Origin of the sequence: Gluconacetobacter dulcium, from assembly GCF_014174165.1 — a bacterium.
In the GTDB taxonomy this organism is placed as follows: Bacteria; Pseudomonadota; Alphaproteobacteria; order Acetobacterales; family Acetobacteraceae; genus Gluconacetobacter; species Gluconacetobacter dulcium.
On the sequence record NZ_JABEQN010000013.1, the window covers coordinates 104,692 to 125,834 of the forward strand.

Genomic DNA, 21,143 nt, shown 5'->3' on the forward strand with positions numbered 1-21,143 from the left:
AATTGAGAGGTAGTCGCGTTTCGGGCCGGGTGGCGGACTGAGGGCGTCAATTTCAGGGTGAGGACGCATGATTCGAACAAGGGTGGCGCGGCGACTGGTACTGATGGCCGGGGTGATGTCGTCCGTCATGGGGATGAGGGCCGCGGCGGCACAGACGATTGCCGAGCAGGGCGTGCGGTTCGATATTCCGGCAGGCGACCTGGATCATGCGCTGACGCGGGCGGCCGACCAGAGCGGCATGCATATCTTCTTTCCTTCCGCCGCCGTCGCCGGAAAAAGGACTGCCGGCTTGTCCGGGGTATCGACGGTCAGCCAGGCTTTGGCGCGGCTTCTGGCGGGGAGCGGCCTATCGTGGCGCCTGCGGGATGGCAGGACGATCATCGTCGCGCCTGACGACAAGGGTGCTGCGATCATGCTGGGGCCGGTGCGGGTGCAGGGCAAGGCGCCCGTGCAGGCCGGCCTGTATCCCTATGATCGAGCCGATGCTCCGGCTGCGCAGGGCCTCGAAAGGCGGGTTATCGGCGGAACCAAGGTGCCGACGGCGCTGGGTGAGAACCCCCAGTCCATTTCCTCGGTCGATCGTACGCAGATGGACCTTCAGGCTGCGCAGTCGGTGCCGGAAGCCCTGCGCTACATGCCTGGCGTCACGGCGGAAGTCGGGGGCGACGACAATCGCATCGAGACCGGTCAGATCTTTGTGCGCGGGTTCAATCCCAACGAGTATCTCGACGGGCTGCGATTGCAGGCGGGCACCTGGGCGACGCCGCAGTTCGATGCCTATGCGCTGCAATCGCTCGATGTCATCAAGGGACCGGATTCCGTCGTGTACGGGCAGGCGTCGCCCGGCGGGCTGGTGACCCTGACAAGCAAGACCCCGACCGATACGCCGCTGCATGAAGTCAGGCTGACGGGCGGATCATGGGGGCGTTTTCAGGCCGGGGTCGATGTCGGCGACCGGCTGAATGCGTCCGGATCGGTGGCCTATCGGGTTGTGGGCCTGTTCCGTAATACGGGTACCCAGGTCGACCATACCACGTTGAGACGCTTTCTGATCGCCCCGTCGATCAGGTGGCGGATCGATCCGGCGACCTCGGTAACGTTTCTCGCCAGCTATCAGGCGGACCCGGAAGGCGGATTCTACAACCAGTTGCCCTACAAGGGGACTTTGCTGCGGAACCCGTACGGGCGTATCGCCACGAGCACCTATCTGGGCGAGCCGGGCTTTGACCGCTTGCGGCGCAACCAGTTTTCCGTCGGGTATGCGTTCGAACACCAGTTTTTGTCCTGGCTGAAATTCCGGCAGAATTTTCGGTACCAGTTTCTGGATGCCAACTATAACGGTGTCACGTCCGATGCCTTGGCGCCGAATCTGCAGGACGTCACGCGTGATGGATATATGGCGCGCGAGACGCTGAACACGATCGCGCTCGATAACCAGTTGCAGGCGGACTATCGGACGGGTCCGGTCAGGCATGTGACGCTGGCCGGTATCGATTACCAGCATGCGACATTAGCCCAGCAGGACTGGTACGGTTACCTGAAAGCCGCCGAACTGAATATTTTCCACCCGGTTTATAGCGGCTTTTCGGGTACCGTGCCGGAGATCGCCAACGCCCATACCACGAACGATCAGGTCGGGTTCTATGTCCAGCAGGAAATGAAGTGGGAAAATCTGAGCGTGATCGGCGGCGTGCGGGGCGATCTGTTCGATGAACAGACCCGCAACAGGCTGAAATCCAAGACAACCCACCAGTCCCAGGGGGCCGTGACCGGACGCATCGGGGCGATTTATCGGCTGCCGTTCGGGATCTCGCCGTACGCGAATTACTCGACCTCGTTCATGCCGCAGGTCGCGACGACCTTTACCGGTGCGCCGCTGGCGCCCACCAGGGGCCAGCAGGTGGAAGTTGGCATCAAATACCAGCCGCGGAAAATAGACGGTTTCCTGACGCTCGCCCTGTACGATCTCAAGGAACAGAACGTGGTGACGGCCGATCCGGTCCATACCAATTTTGCCATCGCCGCCGGCGCCGTCCGTTCGCGCGGGGCGGAAGTCGAAGCGCATTATGCGATCGGTCGGTCGCTGCGTGTCGTGGCGTCGTATGGTTATGTGGACCAGAAAATCACCCGCAAGATCAATGGCTATCGGGGTGGAGCCCTGCCGGGGATTCCGCGCCAGACGGCATCGGCCTGGGCGGACTATACCGTGCGCCAGGGGGGGCTGGAAGGGTTCGGGTTTGGTGGTGGTCTTCGTTACCAGGGCATTTCATTCGCCAATTACGCGAACCAGTATCATGTTCCCGGTGTGCTGCTGTTCGATATGGATCTGCATTACGACCTAGGCGCACGGATTCCGTCGCTGCATGGGTTGAGTGCCCAGTTCAATATATCAAATATTGGTGACCGGAAATATATCGCATCCTGTGTGAATCTTGGGTGCTATTATGGGTTGCGGCGAAATTTCATGGGATCTCTGCAATATAGATGGTAAAATGGTGGAATCTGTTCCGGCATGCGGGGTGGTGAACGGTGCATGCCGCTCCGGTCATCCGTCCCGCTACGGCAGAAGGGAATAACATGAGTGCTTCTGTGCTTCGTCGCTGGTTTGCGGTTCATAAATGGACGAGCCTGATCAGCACGCTTTTCCTGCTGGTCATTTGCCTCACCGGTCTGCCGCTCGTGTTTCAGGACGAGATCGGTGACTGGCTGGATGATTCGGCACCCTATGCGCAGGTGGCGGCCGACGCGCCGCGTGTCAGCCTTGACAGGGTGCTGGCGGTGGCCCGCCAGCATTATCCGGGGCAGGTGGCGACCTCCGTTTTCGTCGATGACGATGAGCCGCAGATCCTGGTTGGGATGGCACCGTCGTGGGATCGGTACAACAGCGACCCGGCGACGGGGCATGTGTTGAAATTCGATGCCCATACCGGCGTCATCTTGCGCGATGACGCGGCGCCTGCCGGGCGGGTCGTCGGTTTTCTGCCGTTGATGCTGCATCTGCACAAGGACCTGTTCGCCGGTCTGGCAGGCACGTTGTTCCTGGGCCTTATGGGGCTGTTTTTCGTGCTGGCGATCGTCTCGGGCGTGGTTCTTTATGGGCCGTTCATGAAGCGGCTGCGGTTCGGTGCCGTCAGGACCGGTCGGGCGGCGCGATTGCGGTGGCTGGATCTGCATAACCTGCTGGGGATCGTCCTGACCGTCTGGATGGGTGTGGTGGGACTGACCGGCGCGATGAACGAATTGTCGCAGCCGCTTTTTGCCATGTGGCAGGTTTCGACCGCCCGCACGCTGCTGCTGCCATGGCAGGGGCGGCCGGTGCCGGCCGTGCAGGACCTGACATCGCTGGATGCGGCGTTTCAGGCCGTACAGGAGACGGTGCCGGGCATGCGCGTGATGAGCGCCGTCTTTCCCGGCTCGCGTTTCGGTTCGCCCTATCATTATCTCGTCTGGACGAAGGGAAAGACCCCGTTGACGGGACGGCTGTTCACGCCTGTTCTGGTCGATGCGCGCACGGGCGGGGTGACGGCTGCGGTGCCGATGCCATGGTATCTGCGGGCGTTGGAGATTTCCCGCCCGCTGCATTTCGGCGATTATGGCGGAATGCCGCTGAAGATCCTCTGGGTATGCCTCGATCTGGGCACGATCGCCGTGCTGGTGACGGGGCTCGTTCTCTGGTTTGGCCGACGCAGGGTTGCGGCCGATACGCGCCTTCGTACGCCTGGCTTCGATCTCGACGAGACATTGCCTTCCGTCCGTGAGGCGCCTGCACCGGTGGCGGCCCCGACATGACAGTTGGACCTGTGAAACGGGTCTTTATGCGTCCTGACGGAGGGTGGCCGGCAGCGTGACCATAATGGCCGTCATGCCCGTTCCATGCCTTTTGTGGTGAGCGGATGTGGGGAAGGGCCTGAGATGCGGTGGGGAGCGCGGATGATGGTGCTGGCGTTGCTGCTGCTGGTGGCGGCGTGCGGAGCGCAGGAAGGCAGGGGCCATGGTCGTCATGCGAGCGGCCCGTATCTGTCTGGCGGCATGGGGTATGGCGCGCCCTGACGCGTATGGGGAATGGTTTTTCGATCTCTCTGATTCGGAAGGGTGTTTCCCGGACTTTGTGGCAGGGCGCGTGGCTGGGCTATCGTCGGGTCGTGCGCACCGACAGGGAGCAGGGCGATGTATATCGGCATTGATGCGGGAACGTCCGGGATCAAGGCGGCGCTGGTCGATGAGGACCAGCGTGTGCTGGCCACCCGAACCGAGCCGCTGACCAGCCAGTCGCCGCATGTGGGCTGGAGCGAGCAGGCGCCGGAAGCCTGGTGGTGTGCCCTGCTGGCCGCGATCGACGCCCTGCGCGACAGCCATCCGCGTGCGGTGGCGGCGGTAAGAGGGATCGGCCTGTCGGGGCAGCAGCATGGGGCGGTGCTGCTGGATGGGGGCGGGCGGGTGCTGCGGCCCTGCATCCTGTGGAACGATGTGCGGGCCAGCGCGGAATGCGCGGTGTTCGAACAGCGTTTTCCCGACAGTCGGGCGGTGACCGGGAATATCGCCATGCCCGGCTTTACCGCGCCGAAGCTGCTGTGGGTGGCGCGGCATGAGCCGGAGGTCTTTCGCGCCACGCGGCATGTGCTGCTGCCCAAGGCGTGGCTGCGCTATCGGCTGACCGGCGAGATGATCGAGGAGATGTCCGACGCTTCGGGCACGTTGTGGCTGGATGTGGGGCGGCGGCAATGGTCGGAGGCGGCGCTGGCGGCGACGGGCCTTTCGCTGGAGATGATGCCGGCGCTTTGTGAGGGGACGGATCGGGCGGGGGTGTTGCGCCGCGAACTGGTGGAGCGGTGGGGGATGGATGTGCCGCCGGTGCTGGCTGGCGGGGCGGGCGACAATGCCGCCGGGGCCGTTGGGCTGGGGGCGGTGCGGCCGGGCGATGCCTTTGTCTCGCTGGGAACGTCGGGGGTGGTGTGGGCGACGACCGACCGCTTTCGGCCGGGGCCGCGCGCGGCGATCCATGCCTTCTGCCATGCCGTGCCGGGGATGTGGCACCAGATGGGGGTGACGCTCTCGGCGGCATCCTCGCTGGCCTGGTGGGCTTCGGTCGTGGGGCGGAGCGAGGCGGAATTGCTGGGGGAACTGCCGGAGGTGGTCGCGCGGCCCTCGGGGCTGCTGTTTCTGCCTTATCTGTCGGGGGAGCGCACGCCGCATAACGATGCCGGCATCCGGGGGGCGTTTATCGGGCTGGAGCGGAGCACGAGCCGCGCGCAGATGACGCAGGCGGTGCTGGAAGGCGTTGCGTTTTCGCTGCGTGATGCGCTGGACGGGTTGGCCGGGGCCGGGTCGGTGCTGGAGCAGGCCGATGTGATCGGGGGTGGGTCGCGCAGTGCGACGTGGCTGGGGATTCTGGCCTCGGTAATGGGGATTCGGCTGCATCGTCTGGCGCATGGCGAGCAGGGGGGCGCGTTCGGTGCCGCGCGGCTGGCGCGGCTGGCCGTGACGGGAGAGGATGTGGCGGCCGTGTGCCTGCCGCCGGAGCGGGTGGAGACGATTGCGCCGGATGACGCGTTGCAGGCGGCCTATGGCGCGGTGCTGCCGCGTTATCGGGCATTGTATCCCGCCTTGGCCGATTTTGCTGCCGTGCCATAGGGTTGCGGCGTGAGCGGTCGCCGTGTCGGGTTGGCCGGAAGAGGGAAGATGATGCGATGACACAGGTGACGGGCTGGCGGGCCGATCCGCTGGTGTGGGGGCATGGGCCTCGGCTGTTCGAGATGTTTCTGGAGCCGACCTGTCCGTTCTCCGTCCGCGCTTTCGGCAAGATGGATGCGTTTCTGGCGGCGGCGGGGGAGGAGCGGGTGACCGTGCGGCTGACGATGCAGTCGCAGCCCTGGCACATGTATTCCGGTGTGGTGACGCGCTGTGTCATCGCGGCTTCGACGTTGCCGGGGGGCAGGGAGAGCGCGCGGGCGGTGCTGGCGGCCGTGGGGGCGCATCGCGAGGAATTCGAGTTCGCGCACCATTGCGGCGGGCCGAACATGGATGCCACGCCGAGGCAGATCATTGCCCGGCTGGAGGCGTATAGCGGCGTGGCGCTGGCGGAGGCGTTCGCGATTGCGGACCTGGACCGCGAGATCAAGCGCCATTGCCGCTATGCGCGGCAGAATGGCATCCATGTCTCGCCGACCTTCATGATCGACGGGCTGGTCGATCCGGCGATCGGCAGCGGGGATGCCGTTGCGGACTGGGTGGCGCGCCTGGGGTGAGGCGCGGCATGTCCGGGTGGCCCGCGGCCGCCCGGTGATCCTTAGAAACGGTGGTGGTAGTAGTCGCCGCGCCAGCCGCCGTGATCGTCGTACCAGCCGTAACGGCCGTTGTGATGGCCGCGGTGCCAGCCGCGATAGGGCGCGCGTTCGTAGGTGCAGGCCGCCAGCGTGAGTATCGCGAGCAGCGCGCAGGTGGAGCGGAGCAGTCTGGTCATGCTGGGGTCTCCTTCAACGGGTCCCATCCGTCGCCGGGGCGGCGCGTCGGGTCAGGCTGACGGGGAATCGTGGCGGCTTCGGGACGGAAACGCCCGATAGGGCGCCCGGATCATTTCCAGACCCATTTTCCGACGACGCGGCCGTTGATGTGCACCTCGTCCAGCGCCCGGGTGTAGGTGGGGTAGCCGGGATTGATGCTCATGATCTGGACCATGACCGGGTCGGTGGTGCCGTAGACGATCTCCAGCCGTTTCAGCACCAGGCCGAAGCCGTCCCACAGCACATAGACGCCGGGTGGTGAGGGCGTGCGGTGCGCGGTATCGACCAGCACCCGTTCGCCGGCCTGATAGTCGGGCTCCATACTGTCGCCCGCGACGCGCAGGACCACCAGGGCCTCCGGACTGTCGGTGAAGGCGCTGAGGAAGCGGCGGGGCAGGAACCAGTGATCGACCGGCTGGGGGCCGTCCTCGACCGCCATGTGGCTGGGCAGGGCGCCGGGGCCGGCCTGGGGGGCCACGTTATATTCGGGAATGCGGAACTGGCTCTCGGTTGGGGGCGGATCGCGCTCGACGGGGGCCGCGCCGAACGGGGCGCGGGGCGTGGCGAAATGCGGGCGGCGCGGTGAGGGATCGCCGGCGTCGGACAGGGCGCCGGGGGCCAGGGGCTCCCAGTTCGGGTCCGCGTCGTCGCGGAACACGTTGGCGCTGACGGCGAAGCGGCGGGCCAGGGACTCGCGCACGTCCTCGGGCAGGCGCTGGGGCGTGCCCTTGTGGATATATTGCTGGAGATAGGCGTGGTTGCGCCCCAGCGCGAGGGATTCCGCCTTCAGATTGCTGCCGGCCTCGGCAATCAGCCTGAGCAGAGCGTAGCGGGAGGGGGTCAGGACCGACATGACCCTATTATGCCGATCGGAATAGGGAATTCCCAATAGGATATATCCTCTTGACGGCAGGATTATGCCTATTATTGTGCCTATCCATGCGGACTGATCCTGTTTCCCTTTCCTATCGGCATGATCCCCTGCTGGGGATGATCGAGCGCTTCCTGACCGAGAGCGGCCTGTCGGCGACGGCTTTCGGCGTGCTGGCGATGAAGGACCCGCGCTTCGTCCATGAGATGCGGGCGGGGCGGGAAGTGCGGCGGGCGACACGGCTGCGGGTCGTGGCGTGCATGCGCGATGCCCGGACGCGCGATGGGGGAACTCGGCCGGTCTGCCCGACGGAACACGGAGGGCGTGATGAGGCCATCGAAATATGATTGGGCGCGGCTGGACCCGCAGGTGGATGCCCTGCTGGCGAAGGGGCTGCGGGTGACGCAGGTGGCGCAGGCGCTGGAGATGCGGGTGCAGACGATCCGCGACCGGCTGAGTTATCGCCGCCGGGCGCCGAGGGCCGGGATGAAGCGGGTGGCGCCGAAGCTGATCGACCGGACGTGCCTGAATTGCCGGGCCGCGTTCCAGGTGGCGTCACCGTTCCTGCGTCTGTGCCCCACCTGCCGCGCCGAATGCTGATGCCCCGACGACCGGGGGTGACGGGCGGCCCCCTGCTGAAACGACAAGGACAGATCATGACGGGAACGGCAGGGATTCCGTTCGATGCGATCAACGCGGCGGCGCTGGCGAACTGGCCGGCGCTGGTGGCGGGCTGGCTGCCGGCGGGCCGGCGGCGGGGCGATGAATGGGTGGTGGGCGGATTGGACAATGCGCCGGGGCGGTCGCTCTCGATCAACCTGCGCACCGGGCTTTGGGCGGATTTTGCCGGCGGGCCGCGTGGGGGCGATCCGATCAGCCTTTATGCGGCGCTGCATGCGGGTGACGACCGGGTGCGGGCGGCGCGCGAGCTGGGGGCGTTATTGGGGGTGGAGGCGGGCGCGCCGGCGCGGCGGGCAGCGCCGGACGAGGATGAGGATTGGCGGCCCGGCGTGCCGCCGCCGGGGGCGCCGATGCCGGACCTGGCGGGGTGGGACCATGTTTACGCCTATCGCGACGCGGCCGGGCGGGTGATGCGCTATGTGGTGCGGCGCGATGCGACGGCGCATGCGCGCAAGCGGATCATGCCGCTGACCTGGGGTACGCTGCGGGGCGAGGGCGGTGAGCGGACGGGCTGGCATCCGCGCCATGCCGCCGTGCCGCGCTCGCTGTACGGGCTGGAGCGGGTGATGCGGGCGCGCACCGTGCTGGTGTGCGAGGGCGAGAAGGCGGCCGATGCGGCGCAATGCCTGTTTCCGCGCATGGCGTGCGTGACATGGACGGCGGGCAGCGGGCATGTGGGCCGGGCGGACTGGAGCGTGCTGGCGGGACGGCATGTGATTCTGTGGCCCGATCACGATGCGCCGGGGGCGAAGGCGGCGGCGGAGATTGCCGCCATTCTGGGCGGAATTGCCGCGACGGTGCGGCTGGTGGATGTCGGCGATCTGGAGCCGGGGGACGATGCGGCGGATCTGCGCGTGCCCGACGCGCGGGCGTGGCTGTGCGAGCGGGTGGGGCCGGTGCTGTGCGGCACCAGCGTGAAGCGCGCCGGGGCGCAAGGCGGGCCTGTGGTGGCGCGGCGGGTGGCCGGGCTGGAACCGATTGCGGTACGCGGCGGGGAGATCGACCTGGTGGCCAGTGCCGGGGAACGGGCGCTGGTGGCGGCGAATGCGCCGGTTTATCAGCGCGGTACCCGTCTGATGCGGCCGGGGCGGCGCGAGGTGGCGGCGGCGGACGGGCGGTTGACGCAGGCGGCGTGCCTGATGGATGTCGGCGTGCCGGCGCTGACCGACCTGCTGTGCCAGGTGGTGGAATGGCGGCGGTTCGACCGGCGCAGCCAGGGGTGGAAGGCGATCGACCCGCCGGCGGCGGTGGCGCAGGTGATTTTGAGCCGGGCGGGGACGTGGCCGTTTCCCGTGCTGGCCGGGGTGATCACCACGCCGACGCTGCGGCCGGACGGGTCGGTGCTGATGGCGCCGGGCTATGATCTGGCGACGCGGCTTTATCATGTGGACGATCCGACGCTGGAACTGAGCCTGCCGGAGCCGACGCGGGCGGCGGCCGACGCGGCGCTGGCGCTGCTGGAAGGGCTGCTGGTGGAGTTTCCCTTTGCCGCCGAGGCCGACCGGTCGGTGGCGCTGGCGGCGATTCTGACCACCGTGGCGCGGGGGATGATGCCGGTGAGCCCGCTCTTTGCCTTTCGGGCCAACGCGCCGGGGTCGGGCAAGAGTTTTCTGGTGGATCTGGCGAGCGTGATCGCGACCGGGCGGGTGTGCCCGGTGACCAGCGCGGGCGAGGATGTGGCGGAGATGGAAAAGCGCCTGACCGGGCTGCTGCTGGCGGGCTATCCGATCATGTCGCTGGACAATGTGAACGAGGAACTGGGCGGGGACCTGCTGTGCCAGGCGACGGAGCGGCCGATCCTGCGGCTGCGCGAACTGGGGGCGTCGTCCAGTGTCGAGATCGAGAACCGGGCGGTGATCTTCGCCACCGGCAATGCGCTGCGGGTGCGCGGCGACATGACGCGGCGGGCGTTGCTGGCGACGCTGGATGCCGGGGTCGAGCAGCCGGAACTGCGCCGGTTTGCCCGTGATCCGGTGGCGGACATCATGGCCGATCGCGGGGCGTATGTTGCCGCCTGCCTGACGATTCTGCGCGCCTGGATGGGAAGCGGGGCGGCGGTGGACCTGCCGCCTCTGGCCTCGTTCGAGGGTTGGAGCCGCACCGTGCGGGCGGCGCTGGTGTGGCTGGGGCGGGCCGATCCGTGCCTGAGCATGCAGGCGGCGCGCGAGGACGACCCGGAGCGCGGCGAGTTGCGCGAGATGCTGGGCCTGCTGGCCGAGGCGGCCGGGGTGGGGCGGCATTGCGGGCGGACGGTGCGGGAGATCGACGATCTTTCGGCGCTGGAACGGCAGGATGCCGCCGGGTATCGCGACGGGTTGCGGCACGCGGAGTTGCGGGATGCGCTGCTGCGCATTGCCGGCACGCCGGCCGGGCGGTTGAATTCCCGCCGGCTGGGGCGGTGGTTTCTGGCGCGGCGGGGGCGGGTGATCGACGGGCTGCGGATCGTGGAATGCGGGATGGCGCATGGCGGCGTGAAGCGTTGGGCGGTCGAGCGGGTGTGACGCGGGGCCGCAACCCTGGCGGGTGGCGTATCGTTGACCCCTGATGGAAATGGAAGCGGTGCCCATGGGGAATGACGGTCGGATCGGGGCGCTGGCCTTGCTGGCGGGGATGGCGTTCGCCACGGCCTCGACCGGGGCGGCGCGGGCGGAGGACGTGCCGTCGCGCCCGACGATGTGGTACTGGCACAACTGGGCCGATCATCACGGCATCAGCCATATGACGAAATGTCCGCTGCGGGATTTCGACCTGAAGACGATGTCCGCGCCGGCCGGGCCGCAATGGCAGGACCGGCTGAAGAGCGGCCCGGCGCAGGTGATCTTTACCGTGCAGCCGGCGCACTGGAATGGCGTCTGGCATCCCGACCCGAAGGTGCAATGGATCATTCCGCTGAAGGGCGCATGGTATGTGACCGCCATGGACGGGCACAAGGTGGTGATGGGGCCGGGAGAGGTGTCGCTGGGGGAAGATCAGCTGAGCCGGAGGGACGCGCAGGGGCATGTCGGGCACGATGCGGGGAATGTGGGGGACGCGCCGGTGGAACTGATGGTGGTGCAGGTGGGTGAGGCGCCGACGGTGGACCAGCCCTGCCGCTTCAAATGAGGGCGTGGCTGCGATGCCTGCCCGACGCGGACATATCGTCGGCGTGCCTGGGCGGACCGGCTTCGGGATGCTGCCAGAGATTGTTCATAAAACAGTAGATTCCGTTATATAAGGACGATGTATATCTGGTGGTGCCATGCGCCCCATCGGGCATGGCGCGCCGGTGTCAGGCGGACCAGATGGCGTGCAGATCGAGAATCATGCTTTGCAGCCAATGCAGGCCGGCGTCGCCTCCGATGGTGAGTGGCGAGAGCAGGCGGACATCGCGCGGGCCGATGATGTCGGGCAGGCTGGCGATGCGGAGATCCGTCATCTCGCCGAAGGCGCGGGCAATATATTCCGGCACGACCGCGACCGTGCGCGATTTGCCGAGAAGAAGCGGCAGGTGGCCGAAGGATGGTACCACCAGCCGGATGGTGCGACTGAATCCAAGATTGCGCAGGGCATGGTCGAAGGCGCTATGCTGGCGGGCGCCCTCGATCAGGATCTGGTCCCACTGGCATAGTTCTTCGAGTTGCAGACTGTCCGGCAGGTTGACGAGGGCCGGGTTGCCGACGCACACCATGCGGTACGAGGTCAGCGATATCGTGGCGTAATCGGGGCGCGTCAGCGGGTAGATCGTGACGGCGAGGTCTATTTCCTTGCGGTCCAGCGTCAGGTTCATCGTGCCCGGTGCCACCGTGCGGGCGGTCAGCGTCACGTTGGGGGCGACTTCGCGGACCCTGGCCATCAACTGCGAGCCGAGCGCGTAATCCACGCCGCCGTCGTATCCGACCACGAAGCTGCGGGTGGAAGACGCCGGGTCGAATTCGCCCGGTTTGCCCAGCGCGATGCGCATGGTGTTCACGCATTCGTCCAGCACGGATGCGATCTCCGTCGCCCGCGACGTGGGCTGCATGCCGTAGCGGGTGCGGACGAACAGTTCGTCGCCGCATTGAACACGCAGGCGCCGCAGGGATGCGCTGACGGCCGGCTGGGTCAGCGCCAGCCGGATCGCCGCCCGGCTGACGCTGCGTTCGTGCCACAGGGCGAGGAACACCTGGGCGAGATTGAGATCCATCCGCGAGATATTCATGCGGTCTATAATAAATCAGAAAATCCGTTATTTGACCATACATATTCAAATCAAAAACAATACGGGTGCGAAATCACACCGCACCCTGCCAATTTTCGTTTGAGGACACGGTCATTGATACGTTCGTCCCGTCACCCCGCCGCGTTGCTGCTGGTTTCGACCGCGCTGGTTTCCGTCGTCGCACACGCGCGGCCCCCACGTCATGCCGGCAAGGAGACGGCCAGTTCCGCCGGGCACGCCGCCGCCCCGGCCGCGCCGACGGCATCACGGCCGACCGCGCCGTCGGCGGCGAGGAGCATTCCCGCCCCCAAGGGGGAGGATGTCTCGGTCGTCGGGGGGATTCGCAGCGCCAATGGCGTGACCAACACCACGCCCGGCGGCGGCCTGATGGCGCGCCAGACCACGGCGCGCTCGCAAAGCACGGTCACGCGCGATTTCATCGCCAAGCAGGCGCCGACGGGCAATGCCATCGCCATGATCGCGGCCCTGCCGGGGGTTATTTCGGCCAGCACGGACCCGCTGGGGCAGTCGAATACCGCGATGTCGATCCGGGGACTGCAACAGGCGGAAATCGGCTTCGTCTATGAAGGGATTCCGCTGAACGACAGCATCAACTACACGCCCTATACGCAGGCGATGGTGGATACCGACAATATCCAGTCGGTCACGGTCGCGCAGGGGGCACCCGATATCGGTGCCCCGGTCTATAACGATGTCGGCGGCCTGGTGACCGTGGCCCTGCGCGGGCCGCTGGACCGACGGGGAGGGATGGTCGATTTCAGTTTCGGATCGAAATCGCTGCAACGGGAATTCATCCGCTACGATACCGGCGAGATCGGCCACAGCGGGGTGAAAGCGTTCGCCTCGTTTTCCTCGACGACCAACGACCAGTGGCGCGGGTCGGGTATGTTCAAGAAATACCATGTCGATTCGAAGATCATCAAGAACTGGGGCGAGGGAAGCAGCGCCGGCCTGATATTTTCCTACGACAACTGGCAGCAGGGCAATTATCGCCCCGCGACCATGGCGCAGTGGAAGCAGTACGGGACCTCGTTCAACTATACCAAGGAATATTCTCCGGGGAACACGAACTGGATCGGCTTGCAGCAATACCAGCGCCGCTCGACCGTGCTGATCGCCCCGGTGAAGCTGAAGCTGAGCCAATCGGTGTCGCTGGACGTGACGCCGGCCTATATGAATTATTCCGAATTCTATTTCGGTGGCGTCACCATCAAGGACAAGGGGTCGTATTTCGGCAGCGAGCCGATCGCCGACCTGAACCTGCCGTACCAGACCAATGGCGTCATGACGGCGTCGAGCATCAATCCGGTACCGCAGAAGATCGGATTCGTGAATAATGCGCTGACATGGAAAGAGGGCGTCAATACGTTCCGCGCCGGATACATCTATACCTATATCGGTCTGGAGGAGCCCATCTACTACGCCCCCGTCGGCTATGACGGCGGCATTGCCAACCGCTACAACAAATACATGGTGGCGTTGCCGGACGGCCGCCAGTACAGAACGCTCGACATGAACTTCAAGCATCAGATGAACGAGATCTACATCGATGACGAACTGAAGCTGTTGGGTGGGCGCTTGACGCTGGAAGGCGGGCTGCGTTACCTGATGATCACCCGCTGGGCCACCAACCTGATTCCCGGCGCCACGCACTACAAGGTCGGCGGCAGTTATGCCCAACCGCTGCCGCAGGTGTCCGCCAGCTTCAAGATCACGCCGCGCGACCAGATCTATATCGACGGAACGACCTCCTATCGCGCGCCGGCATCCGTGCAGGTCTATGGCGAGGTGTTCTCGACCTCCAGCCCGCGTCCGGCGTCCAAGCAATCGTCGCTGAAGGGGGAATATGCGATCGGCGAGGAGATCGGCTACCGTCACTATTCCACCGTCAATATCTCCGTCTCGCTGTTCAACTATAACATCACCAACAACCAGATCACGTCGTCGCAATATATCAACGGCATTCCGCTGCCGTCGCCGATCGAGGCGGGCGGCAAGACATCGCGCGGGGCACAGGGTGAAATCGGCCTGCGTCCCTGGCACCATTGGAGTCCGTATGTATCGGCCCAGTACCTGCATGCGACGACGGACAACGATATCCACAAGGGCAACGACCTGCTGCCCACGCGGGGCAAGATCGCGGTGCAGAGCCCGAAATTCTCGGCCGCCGTCGGGATCGCGTACGACGATGGATCGATCTTCGGGAATTTCAATTTCAACTATGTCGGATCGCAATATTCCGCGATCATGGATGACGAGAAACTGCCGGCCTACGAGACCGCCAACATCACGCTGGGCTATCGCATGCACAGGGTATGGTTTGCCGAGCATCCGCAGTTTCAGTTGAATGTCGTCAATATCGGCGCCAAGAACTACCTGTCGGGCGTGCAGAGTATTTCGACCAATGCCAAGGCGACGCGCGGCAGGTACGGCACCACCATCGCCGGGTCTTCCCCGCTCTATCTCAGTGCCGGTGGCGTGGCCGTCGTCGCGTCGTTGAGCACCGGTTTCTGACAGAATTTTTCGGGGTATTTTCAGGATATGAGACGCATGAAGTCTTTGCGGTCTGCCGCTCGCCTCTCCGCCATCGTCGCGTCGACCGCGCTGTCCGGCCTGGCATTCGCCCCCGCCGCCCTCGCGGCGCCGGTCGCGTGGCCCAGCAGCGCGGGCAGCGGGTCATGCCCGGTCAGCAAGGCGGTGGACGTGCCGGCGACGATGCGCGACGGCACTGTCCTGCGCGCCGATGTCTATACGCCGCGCACGTCCGGCAAGGTGCCGGTGCTGCTGATGCGTACGCAGTACGGCAAGGAAGCGGCGCAAGTGCAGCCGTCGCGCTTTCAATCGCCCGCCTGGTTCGCGTCGCATTGCTATATCGTCGTGGTGCAGGACATAAGAGGGCAGGGGAAATCGGGCGGTACCTTCTATGAATATCGCTACGATCGCGACGACGGGTATGACACCGTACAATGGGCGGCGGCCCTGCCTGGGGCGGATGGGCAGGTGGCGATGTACGGTTCGTCCTATGTCGGGGCGACGCAATGGCTGGCCGCCACCGCGACGCCCCCGGCGCTGAAGGCGATCATTCCATCCAATACCGGCGACGATTACTATGACGGCTGGAGCTATGAGGACGGGGCATTCCGCCTCGCCTTCATCGAACCCTGGATCCTGGAGACCATCGCGTCCAGCGCCGCTGCCAATCGGGGCGACAAGGCGCTGGCGAAGAGCCTGTTCGCCGATGGCAAGAATCCGTCGATCTGGCTGGCCTTTACGCCCTACGGTGCGTTCCCGCCGCTTCACCCCGACAAGCCGGAGGTCGCGCCCTATTTCTACGACACTGTTGCCCATCCGGCGCGGGACAGTTTCTGGGAGGCATTCCAGGTCCGCACCCATTACGACCGCGTCAAGGTGCCGGTCCTGGCCTTCGACGGGTGGTATGATTCGTTCCTGAACGGTGCGGTCAACAATTTCAACGGTATGCGCGCTTCCGGCGGGAGTGCGGCGGCGCGGGCGAACCAGCGCCTGGTGATCGGGCCGTGGGAGCATATCGGGTGGGGGCGCCCCGATGCCGTCGTCAGTCCGCGGCTGAAGGATATCGGTCCGGTTGCCGACAGTCCGGTCAACGAACTGACCGTGCGGTTTCTCGACCATGTGCTGAAGGGGCAGGCGAACGGCTTTGCCGATGGTCCGCGCGTCGATTATTTCACGATGGGGGAAAATCGCTGGCATAGCGCAACGTCGTTTCCGATCGCGGGCACGCATTATGTCACCTGGTATCTGGGCAGCGAGGGGCGGGCCAATTCGTCCATGGGCGATGGCGGGTTGACGACCGCCAGGCCGCGTGGCGCGGCGGCGGATCGTTTCGTCTATGATCCCGCCAACCCGGTGCCTAGCCTGGGGGGGCATTCCTGCTGTTCCTGGACGTCGGGACCGCAGGGGCAGTTCGACCAGTCCGCCATCGAGCAGCGGCCGGACATCCTGGTCTATACGAGCGCGCCGCTGGTGGAGGCGATGAACGTCACGGGGCCGATCACGGTCGACCTGTTTGCGACGACGGATGCCAAGGATACCGATTTTACCGCCAAGCTGCTGGATGTCGGACCCGATGGGCGTGCGATCAACCTGAATAACGGCATTATCCGCGCCGCTTATCGGGAGTCGCTGAGCCATCCGACCCCGATCGTGCCCGGACAGGTTTACGAATATCACATCAAGGTCTGGCCGACCTCCAACCTGTTCAAGGCTGGGCATCGAATCCGGCTGGAGATTTCGTCCAGCGACTATCCGCAGTTCGCCCCCAATCCCAATACCGGGGAGCCTTTGGCGACTGCCCGGACGGTGGTGACCGCCCATCAGACCATCTGGCATGACGACACGCATCGATCCGCCGTCATTCTTCCGGTCCTTCCGGCTGCCGTCGCGGGAGCGGGGATCGATCATCCGCCTGCGGATTGAGGCTTAGGGGCGCGAAGGCGGTGCGCGGCATGGGGCGCGGCCGCCGATCCCGGCGTGTGTTCGCGGGGAGCAGGCCGTGACCCGGTCGCGTGGCAGGGCAGGCCCGGAGTAGGGATGCTTGGGCGGGCGCCGTGCCTGCCCGAGGGGGGCGAAAAGGCCCTGCGAATCTTTCTCTGCGCGGCATTCCTGTATTCAACGGTAGATTGAGTGGGCGCCGCAGTCGCGGGCGGACTGTTTCCGCATCCCCGATTGGTGGGCCAGTGCCGACGCGTTCAAAAAATGCCAGCGTCCGGGATGGTCAGCAGAAACCGCGCCGCCTCGTTCTGTCGGGCGGCAGGGGCATATTCGCTGCCAAATGCCTCGATGCGACGGTCGGGTGGTTGCCATTCTTCCCGCATATCGGCAATCAGCGGCCGCGTTCGGAGATGGAGCGTTTCTTTCGTGGCAGAGCACAGGGGGGCGCAGGTGGACGAGGTGCCGACGGCGGACCGGCCCTGCCGCTTCAGGTGAAGGACGCGCGGGGGCTGGCCATTTCCGGGGTTGCAAGCGCGAGAAAATCTGGATGATTCATGGCCAGTCATGCTGATGCGCGGGCTGGGCGGCCTGATTCCTTTGACACGGAAGGAGCGATGATATTCCTATTGTCTGGGAGCCTGACCGAAAATGCGCGCCGGCGGCGATCCGGCGCGCATTTTCGGTCGGGCCCTGAAAACGATGGAAACGAGCCGAATACGGACTGAAAGGTCGGAAAATGCGCCAGCTTGTCGCAACCTGCGTTGCCGCCGCTCTTTCGGCTGGTCTGCTGGCCGCGCCGGCGGTCGAAGCCTGCACGCGCTTTGTCTATCATGGCGCGGATAATGAGGTGATCACGGCCCGGTCGATGGACTGGAAAACCGATGTCGCGACCAATCTCTGGGTCTTTCCGCGCGGGATGCGGCGTTCGGGGGAGGCCGGGGCGCAGTCTGTCGTCTGGACATCGAAATATGGCAGCGTCATTGCCTCCGGCTACGATATCTCCACCACGGATGGCATGAACGAGGCCGGGCTGGTCGCCAACGTGCTGTGGCTGGTCGAGTCCGAATATCCGAAATATGACGGTACAAAAAAGGGATTGTCGATCGCGGCGTGGGCGCAGTACGTGCTGGATAATTTCGCCACCGTGCAGGAAGCCGTGGATACGCTGGCGAAGGAGCCCTTTACGATCGTCACGGCGAACGTGCCCGGCGAGACGCGGCTGGCCACGTTGCATCTGTCGCTCTCCGATGCCTCGGGCGACAGTGCGATCATCGAATATATCGACGGGAAGCAGGTCATTCACCATAGCCGCGACTATCAGGTGATGACCAATTCGCCGAGTTTCGAAAAGCAGCTTGCCCTGAACGCCTACTGGAAGGATATCGGCGGCACGGTGATGCTGCCCGGCACCAACCGCGCCGCCGACCGGTTTGCGCGGGCCGCCTTCTATGTCAACGCGATTCCGAAAAGCGAGAGCCCGGTCGAGGCGATTGCCAGCGTGTTCAGCGTGATCCGCAATGTGTCGGTGCCGTTCGGCATCACGACGCCCGACCAGCCCAATATTTCGTCGACGCGCTGGCGGACGGTCGCCGACCAGAAGCGCAGGCTGTATTTCTTCGAATCGGTCCTGACGCCGAATATCTTCTGGGTGGATCTGAAAACGCTCGATTTCTCGGAGAAGACCGGGAAAGTGATGAAGCTGGAGCTTGGGCCGAACCAGACCAATATCTATTCCGGCGTGGCGAACGCGCAGTTCAGGCCGGCGGCGCCGTTCAAATTTCTCGGCATCGCGCCGCCGCTGCGGGCACAGTGCTGCGTGCTGAAGGCCGGCGAGGAATGAGGCTGCCCTCTGCCTGCCGGCCGCTGAAGAGGGAGGATGGGCAGGCCCGGACGGCCTTTTAAGAGATGCTTCCGGACTGTGGGGGTGCGGGCCAGGCGTGCAGGTCGATATCGGCGATTGCGAGCAGCCTTTCCCTTGGCGCGCCGTCGCGCGCCAGCAGGCTCATGCCGCGCAGGAGGGCGCTGTAGAAGGCGGCCGTGGCTTCGATATCCGCCTCGGCCGGGAGGTCGCCTGAAGTGATGCCGGCGCGCAGGCGGGTGACCAGGGCGGCTTGGGCCTCGGTGCGCCGGGTGGTCAGGAGATCGCGCAGGCGGGCCTGATTCGGGGCGCACTGGGTGACGGCGGTGGCGATCATGCAGCCGGCCGGCTGGTCGTCGCGGGTGAACTGGGAGGCGGCCGTCGTCGTCAATTATGCGTCCGGCCAGGTGGGGCCGGATGCGGTGGTTTCGGCGATCGTCGGGGCGGGGGGCAGCATCATCAATATCGGCTCCGTCGTGTCGCGGATCACGCCGCCCAATTCGGTCGTCTATAACGGGACGAAGGGGGCGGTCGATGCCATGACCGGGACGTTGGCGCGGGAACTCGGGCCGAGGCAGATCCGCGTCAATGCCATCAATCCGGGTCTGGTCGAGACGGAGGGGACGCGGAGCGCCAATGTCGTGGGGTCGGTCCTGGTGCTGCGGCCCTCGTGCTGCGGTGCCGGGGCCGGCTCGGCCTGGGATTGTGTCCCGCGCATAAAAAAACCGCCCCGAAGGGCGGTTTTCCGAGGGTGCCGCTGGCGGAACCTTCACGCAGCCTTGAGATTGACCGCGGACTTCTTGCCATTGCGGCCAGCCTCGATTTCATACGAAATCTTCTGGCCCTCGTTGAGGGTGGCCATGCCAGCGCGCTCAAGAGCGGTGATGTGGACGAATACGTCCGCAGTGCCGTCCTCGGGCTGGATGAAGCCGAAGCCTTTGGTGGAGTTGAACCATTTTACGGTGCCTGTTGTCATAACGAGGCTCCTTTACTGTAGTGCGGTGGTACATACAAAACGTGTACGCAATCGTAACTTGTCACGGGACAGCGCCGACGCAACGCGCGTCAGAGATCCTCATAAAAGCATCCACCGTCGCCATCTACACATGAATAAATTTTGGAAGCAAGCAAAAAATTCTTGCCTCCTTCATGATCCATTACATTGGAAATAGTTTCTATACCGTTGATTATATGCGGCGTTATGCCGAAAACCAACAGAAAACGACCAGTTCTGGTAACGGAAATTCTCTCGGCCGGCCCGGTGGGAGAGGTGGGAATGGTGAGGTTGAAGCCCTTGAGGGAGGGAAACTGGCCCTGCCAATCCGGGAGGACCGGCGGGGGAGGAGCCCGACTTTCCCACCTTTGCCACCGGTGACGTGGGATGGGATTACGCCGGCGCGATGTCCGCCCTGTCGGGCGGCAGCAGGCCGGTGGCACGGGCGGCGGCGATGATTTCCGTGGCCGGGACGGTGATCCAGCGTTCGGCGGACAGGGGGCCGGCGGTGTCGCGCCAGGTTTGGACAATTGCGCAGCCCAGCGTGTAGCCGAACCAGCGGGGGATGTCGGCGGTACCGAAGAACCAGCGGGCGTGGTCGTAGCCGGTGGCGGCCATGGGCGGCAGGCGGTCGTGCCGTTGCAGGATCGCGGGGCGGTCGATGGCGCCCTCCCAGGGGGCGGGTGGCATCTGGCTGAGGGTGTGGGCGAAGTGGCAGGCGAGGCCCTCGCTGACCAGGGCCTCGCCGAAGGTGCGGCCGTAGCCGGGGCCGGCCATGCGCAGGGTGTGGTGGGCCTCGTGCAGCATCTCGCGCGTCAGGGTGCCGTTGGCGATGGTGGCGGCCGTGTTGGGATTGGCGGGGTCGATCGTGAGCGACACCAGCCGGGCGTGCCAGGCGCGGCCGCCGATGCCGATTTCGGGGATGGTGCCGGGGCGGGCGGGCTGGATGAGGATATCGAGCGGCGGCGGCGGCAGTTGGGTGGAGAGCAGGGTGTGGGCTTGTGCGATGGCGGCCTGGATGCCGGCCTGTTGCGCGTCGAGGTTGCCGGTGGCGCGCAGCCAGTGGAGGTGCCAGTTGTGCATGTTCACCGCTCCTGCGCCGGGGGTGGCGAGGATGCGGAGGGGGCCGGGTGCCTGTCAATGAGGTGCCTGTCAATGAGGCGGGGAGACAGTGGGGCGGAACAGTGAAACGGGACAGGAGCCGAGGCGGCGCGTCCCCGCACGCCGTTCTGTTATAACTGTTTGCTTGTTTGCGTGGAGACTGGGTGGCGGGAAATGAATCTGCTTTGGGGGATGGATGGTTATTTCGTCGGTCTTGATGCGTTGTGCTGTTTGCCTTCGTGCTTGCGATATTGCGTTGGCGAGGGACTGTCAGGAATTTCGTGTGCGAGGCGTTGAGCACATTGTTGATCAGACGGTGGCGCGCGCGAAGCGTTCACCGAAGAGAATGGCGAACTGTGCCTTTGCCATGGACCATTCCCTCGGGGGCATGATCCATTCTTTCTCGGCCCGGTTCAAGGCCAGGAAGAGGAGCTTGAGGGCCGCGTCGTCATTGGGGAAATGACCCCTGG

18 protein-coding genes and 2 pseudogenes are annotated in these 21,143 nt (G+C 65.3%); 13 read left to right on the forward strand and 7 right to left on the reverse strand.

Annotation, left to right across the window (positions count from 1 at the left end):
* Positions 1-67: 67 nt before the first annotated feature.
* The 5 genes from HLH25_RS11660 (at position 68) to HLH25_RS11680 (ending at position 6,245) form a co-directional block, all read left to right on the forward strand.
* Complete coding sequence (locus HLH25_RS11660; RefSeq protein ID WP_182974227.1) at positions 68-2,491, forward strand: TonB-dependent siderophore receptor; 2,424 nt, start codon at positions 68-70, stop codon at positions 2,489-2,491.
* Positions 2,492-2,577: 86 nt separating this feature from the next.
* Positions 2,578-3,789, forward strand: coding sequence for a PepSY-associated TM helix domain-containing protein (locus tag HLH25_RS11665; protein ID WP_182974228.1), 1,212 nt, complete (start codon positions 2,578-2,580; stop codon positions 3,787-3,789).
* A 123-nt stretch (positions 3,790-3,912) separates the two neighbouring features.
* The gene (locus HLH25_RS11670) at positions 3,913-4,050 is read left to right on the forward strand and encodes a hypothetical protein (RefSeq protein ID WP_182974229.1); all 138 of its coding nucleotides are present in this window, start codon (positions 3,913-3,915) and stop codon (positions 4,048-4,050) included.
* Between the two features lie 117 nt (positions 4,051-4,167).
* Positions 4,168-5,631 (forward strand): xylulokinase, encoded by a 1,464-nt coding sequence (gene xylB, locus HLH25_RS11675; protein WP_182974230.1) that lies wholly within the window; start codon positions 4,168-4,170, stop codon positions 5,629-5,631.
* A gap of 56 nt (positions 5,632-5,687) precedes the next feature.
* Positions 5,688-6,245 carry a DsbA family protein gene (locus tag HLH25_RS11680; protein WP_182974231.1) on the forward strand — a complete coding sequence of 186 codons (558 nt, stop codon included), beginning with the start codon at positions 5,688-5,690 and terminating at the stop codon, positions 6,243-6,245.
* A 41-nt stretch (positions 6,246-6,286) separates the two neighbouring features.
* Here HLH25_RS11680 and HLH25_RS11685 read toward each other — a convergent pair whose 3' ends face one another.
* The gene (locus tag HLH25_RS11685; protein WP_170143250.1) at positions 6,287-6,460 is read right to left on the reverse strand and encodes a hypothetical protein; all 174 of its coding nucleotides are present in this window, start codon (positions 6,458-6,460) and stop codon (positions 6,287-6,289) included.
* Positions 6,461-6,570: 110 nt separating this feature from the next.
* The gene (locus tag HLH25_RS11690; RefSeq protein ID WP_246402071.1) at positions 6,571-7,353 is read right to left on the reverse strand and encodes a S24 family peptidase; all 783 of its coding nucleotides are present in this window, start codon (positions 7,351-7,353) and stop codon (positions 6,571-6,573) included.
* Positions 7,354-7,439: 86 nt separating this feature from the next.
* Between HLH25_RS11690 and HLH25_RS11695 the strand changes: the two genes are divergently transcribed.
* The 4 genes from HLH25_RS11695 (at position 7,440) to HLH25_RS11710 (ending at position 11,154) form a co-directional block, all read left to right on the forward strand.
* Positions 7,440-7,718: a hypothetical protein gene (locus HLH25_RS11695; protein WP_182974233.1), complete on the forward strand. Its 279-nt coding sequence runs from the start codon at positions 7,440-7,442 to the stop codon at positions 7,716-7,718.
* The gene (locus HLH25_RS11700; protein WP_182974234.1) at positions 7,699-7,971 is read left to right on the forward strand and encodes a hypothetical protein; all 273 of its coding nucleotides are present in this window, start codon (positions 7,699-7,701) and stop codon (positions 7,969-7,971) included. The genes HLH25_RS11695 and HLH25_RS11700 overlap by 20 nt, the downstream gene beginning before the upstream one ends.
* On the forward strand, positions 7,971-10,553 hold the full coding sequence (locus HLH25_RS11705) for a topoisomerase (protein ID WP_246402073.1): 2,583 nt from the start codon (positions 7,971-7,973) through the stop codon (positions 10,551-10,553). The genes HLH25_RS11700 and HLH25_RS11705 overlap by 1 nt, the downstream gene beginning before the upstream one ends.
* A gap of 109 nt (positions 10,554-10,662) precedes the next feature.
* Positions 10,663-11,154, forward strand: a complete 492-nt coding sequence (locus HLH25_RS11710) for a cupin domain-containing protein (RefSeq protein ID WP_182974248.1) — start codon at positions 10,663-10,665, stop codon at positions 11,152-11,154.
* A 166-nt stretch (positions 11,155-11,320) separates the two neighbouring features.
* Here HLH25_RS11710 and HLH25_RS11715 read toward each other — a convergent pair whose 3' ends face one another.
* Positions 11,321-12,214 (reverse strand): LysR family transcriptional regulator, encoded by an 894-nt coding sequence (locus tag HLH25_RS11715; RefSeq protein WP_246402075.1) that lies wholly within the window; start codon positions 12,212-12,214, stop codon positions 11,321-11,323.
* Positions 12,215-12,343: 129 nt separating this feature from the next.
* Here HLH25_RS11715 and HLH25_RS11720 point away from each other — a divergent pair, with 129 nt between their 5' ends.
* From HLH25_RS11720 to HLH25_RS11730, 3 genes are all read left to right on the forward strand, one after another.
* Positions 12,344-14,764: a TonB-dependent receptor gene (locus tag HLH25_RS11720; protein WP_246402077.1), complete on the forward strand. Its 2,421-nt coding sequence runs from the start codon at positions 12,344-12,346 to the stop codon at positions 14,762-14,764.
* A gap of 36 nt (positions 14,765-14,800) precedes the next feature.
* On the forward strand, positions 14,801-16,705 hold the full coding sequence (locus tag HLH25_RS11725; RefSeq protein ID WP_182974237.1) for a CocE/NonD family hydrolase: 1,905 nt from the start codon (positions 14,801-14,803) through the stop codon (positions 16,703-16,705).
* Positions 16,706-17,456: 751 nt separating this feature from the next.
* A complete protein-coding gene (locus HLH25_RS11730; RefSeq protein ID WP_182974238.1) occupies positions 17,457-18,560 on the forward strand; it encodes a linear amide C-N hydrolase in 1,104 nt (367 codons plus the stop codon).
* A gap of 58 nt (positions 18,561-18,618) precedes the next feature.
* Here HLH25_RS11730 and HLH25_RS11735 read toward each other — a convergent pair whose 3' ends face one another.
* Positions 18,619-18,969: a TetR family transcriptional regulator C-terminal domain-containing protein gene (locus HLH25_RS11735; protein WP_182974239.1), complete on the reverse strand. Its 351-nt coding sequence runs from the start codon at positions 18,967-18,969 to the stop codon at positions 18,619-18,621.
* Between HLH25_RS11735 and HLH25_RS20300 the strand changes: the two are divergent.
* Positions 18,914-19,153, forward strand: a pseudogene (locus HLH25_RS20300) (SDR family NAD(P)-dependent oxidoreductase); the annotation flags it as partial. The gene HLH25_RS11735 and the pseudogene HLH25_RS20300 sit on opposite strands and share 56 nt — an antisense overlap.
* A 194-nt stretch (positions 19,154-19,347) precedes the next feature.
* On the opposite strand, the gene HLH25_RS11745 reads toward HLH25_RS20300, so the two are convergent.
* The 3 genes and pseudogenes from HLH25_RS11745 to HLH25_RS11755 form a co-directional block, all read right to left on the reverse strand.
* Positions 19,348-19,554, reverse strand: a complete 207-nt coding sequence (locus tag HLH25_RS11745; RefSeq protein WP_182950141.1) for a cold-shock protein — start codon at positions 19,552-19,554, stop codon at positions 19,348-19,350.
* Between the two features lie 411 nt (positions 19,555-19,965).
* Positions 19,966-20,655, reverse strand: a complete 690-nt coding sequence (locus tag HLH25_RS11750) for a DUF2268 domain-containing putative Zn-dependent protease (protein WP_182974240.1) — start codon at positions 20,653-20,655, stop codon at positions 19,966-19,968.
* A gap of 327 nt (positions 20,656-20,982) precedes the next feature.
* Positions 20,983-21,143: pseudogene (locus HLH25_RS11755) on the reverse strand (IS256 family transposase); the annotation flags it as partial.

Bases quoted from the DNA above. Each gene is read 5' to 3' on its own strand.
- HLH25_RS11680 (WP_182974231.1), top strand. From the start codon at position 5,688: ATGACACAGGTGACGGGCTGGCGGGCCGATCCGCTGGTGTGGGGGCAT.
- HLH25_RS11670 (WP_182974229.1), top strand. From the start codon at position 3,913: ATGCGGTGGGGAGCGCGGATGATGGTGCTGGCGTTGCTGCTGCTGGTG.
- HLH25_RS11660 (WP_182974227.1), top strand. From the start codon at position 68: ATGATTCGAACAAGGGTGGCGCGGCGACTGGTACTGATGGCCGGGGTG.
- HLH25_RS11750 (WP_182974240.1), bottom strand. From the start codon at position 20,655: ATGCACAACTGGCACCTCCACTGGCTGCGCGCCACCGGCAACCTCGAC.
- HLH25_RS11685 (WP_170143250.1), bottom strand. From the start codon at position 6,460: ATGACCAGACTGCTCCGCTCCACCTGCGCGCTGCTCGCGATACTCACG.
- HLH25_RS11710 (WP_182974248.1), top strand. From the start codon at position 10,663: ATGGCGTTCGCCACGGCCTCGACCGGGGCGGCGCGGGCGGAGGACGTG.
- HLH25_RS11745 (WP_182950141.1), bottom strand. From the start codon at position 19,554: ATGACAACAGGCACCGTAAAATGGTTCAACTCCACCAAAGGCTTCGGC.
- HLH25_RS11705 (WP_246402073.1), top strand. From the start codon at position 7,971: ATGCCCCGACGACCGGGGGTGACGGGCGGCCCCCTGCTGAAACGACAA.
- HLH25_RS11700 (WP_182974234.1), top strand. From the start codon at position 7,699: ATGAGGCCATCGAAATATGATTGGGCGCGGCTGGACCCGCAGGTGGAT.
- xylB (WP_182974230.1), top strand. From the start codon at position 4,168: ATGTATATCGGCATTGATGCGGGAACGTCCGGGATCAAGGCGGCGCTG.
- HLH25_RS11715 (WP_246402075.1), bottom strand. From the start codon at position 12,214: ATGGATCTCAATCTCGCCCAGGTGTTCCTCGCCCTGTGGCACGAACGC.
- HLH25_RS11730 (WP_182974238.1), top strand. From the start codon at position 17,457: ATGCGCCAGCTTGTCGCAACCTGCGTTGCCGCCGCTCTTTCGGCTGGT.
- HLH25_RS11695 (WP_182974233.1), top strand. From the start codon at position 7,440: ATGCGGACTGATCCTGTTTCCCTTTCCTATCGGCATGATCCCCTGCTG.
- HLH25_RS11665 (WP_182974228.1), top strand. From the start codon at position 2,578: ATGAGTGCTTCTGTGCTTCGTCGCTGGTTTGCGGTTCATAAATGGACG.
- HLH25_RS11725 (WP_182974237.1), top strand. From the start codon at position 14,801: ATGAAGTCTTTGCGGTCTGCCGCTCGCCTCTCCGCCATCGTCGCGTCG.
- HLH25_RS11690 (WP_246402071.1), bottom strand. From the start codon at position 7,353: ATGTCGGTCCTGACCCCCTCCCGCTACGCTCTGCTCAGGCTGATTGCC.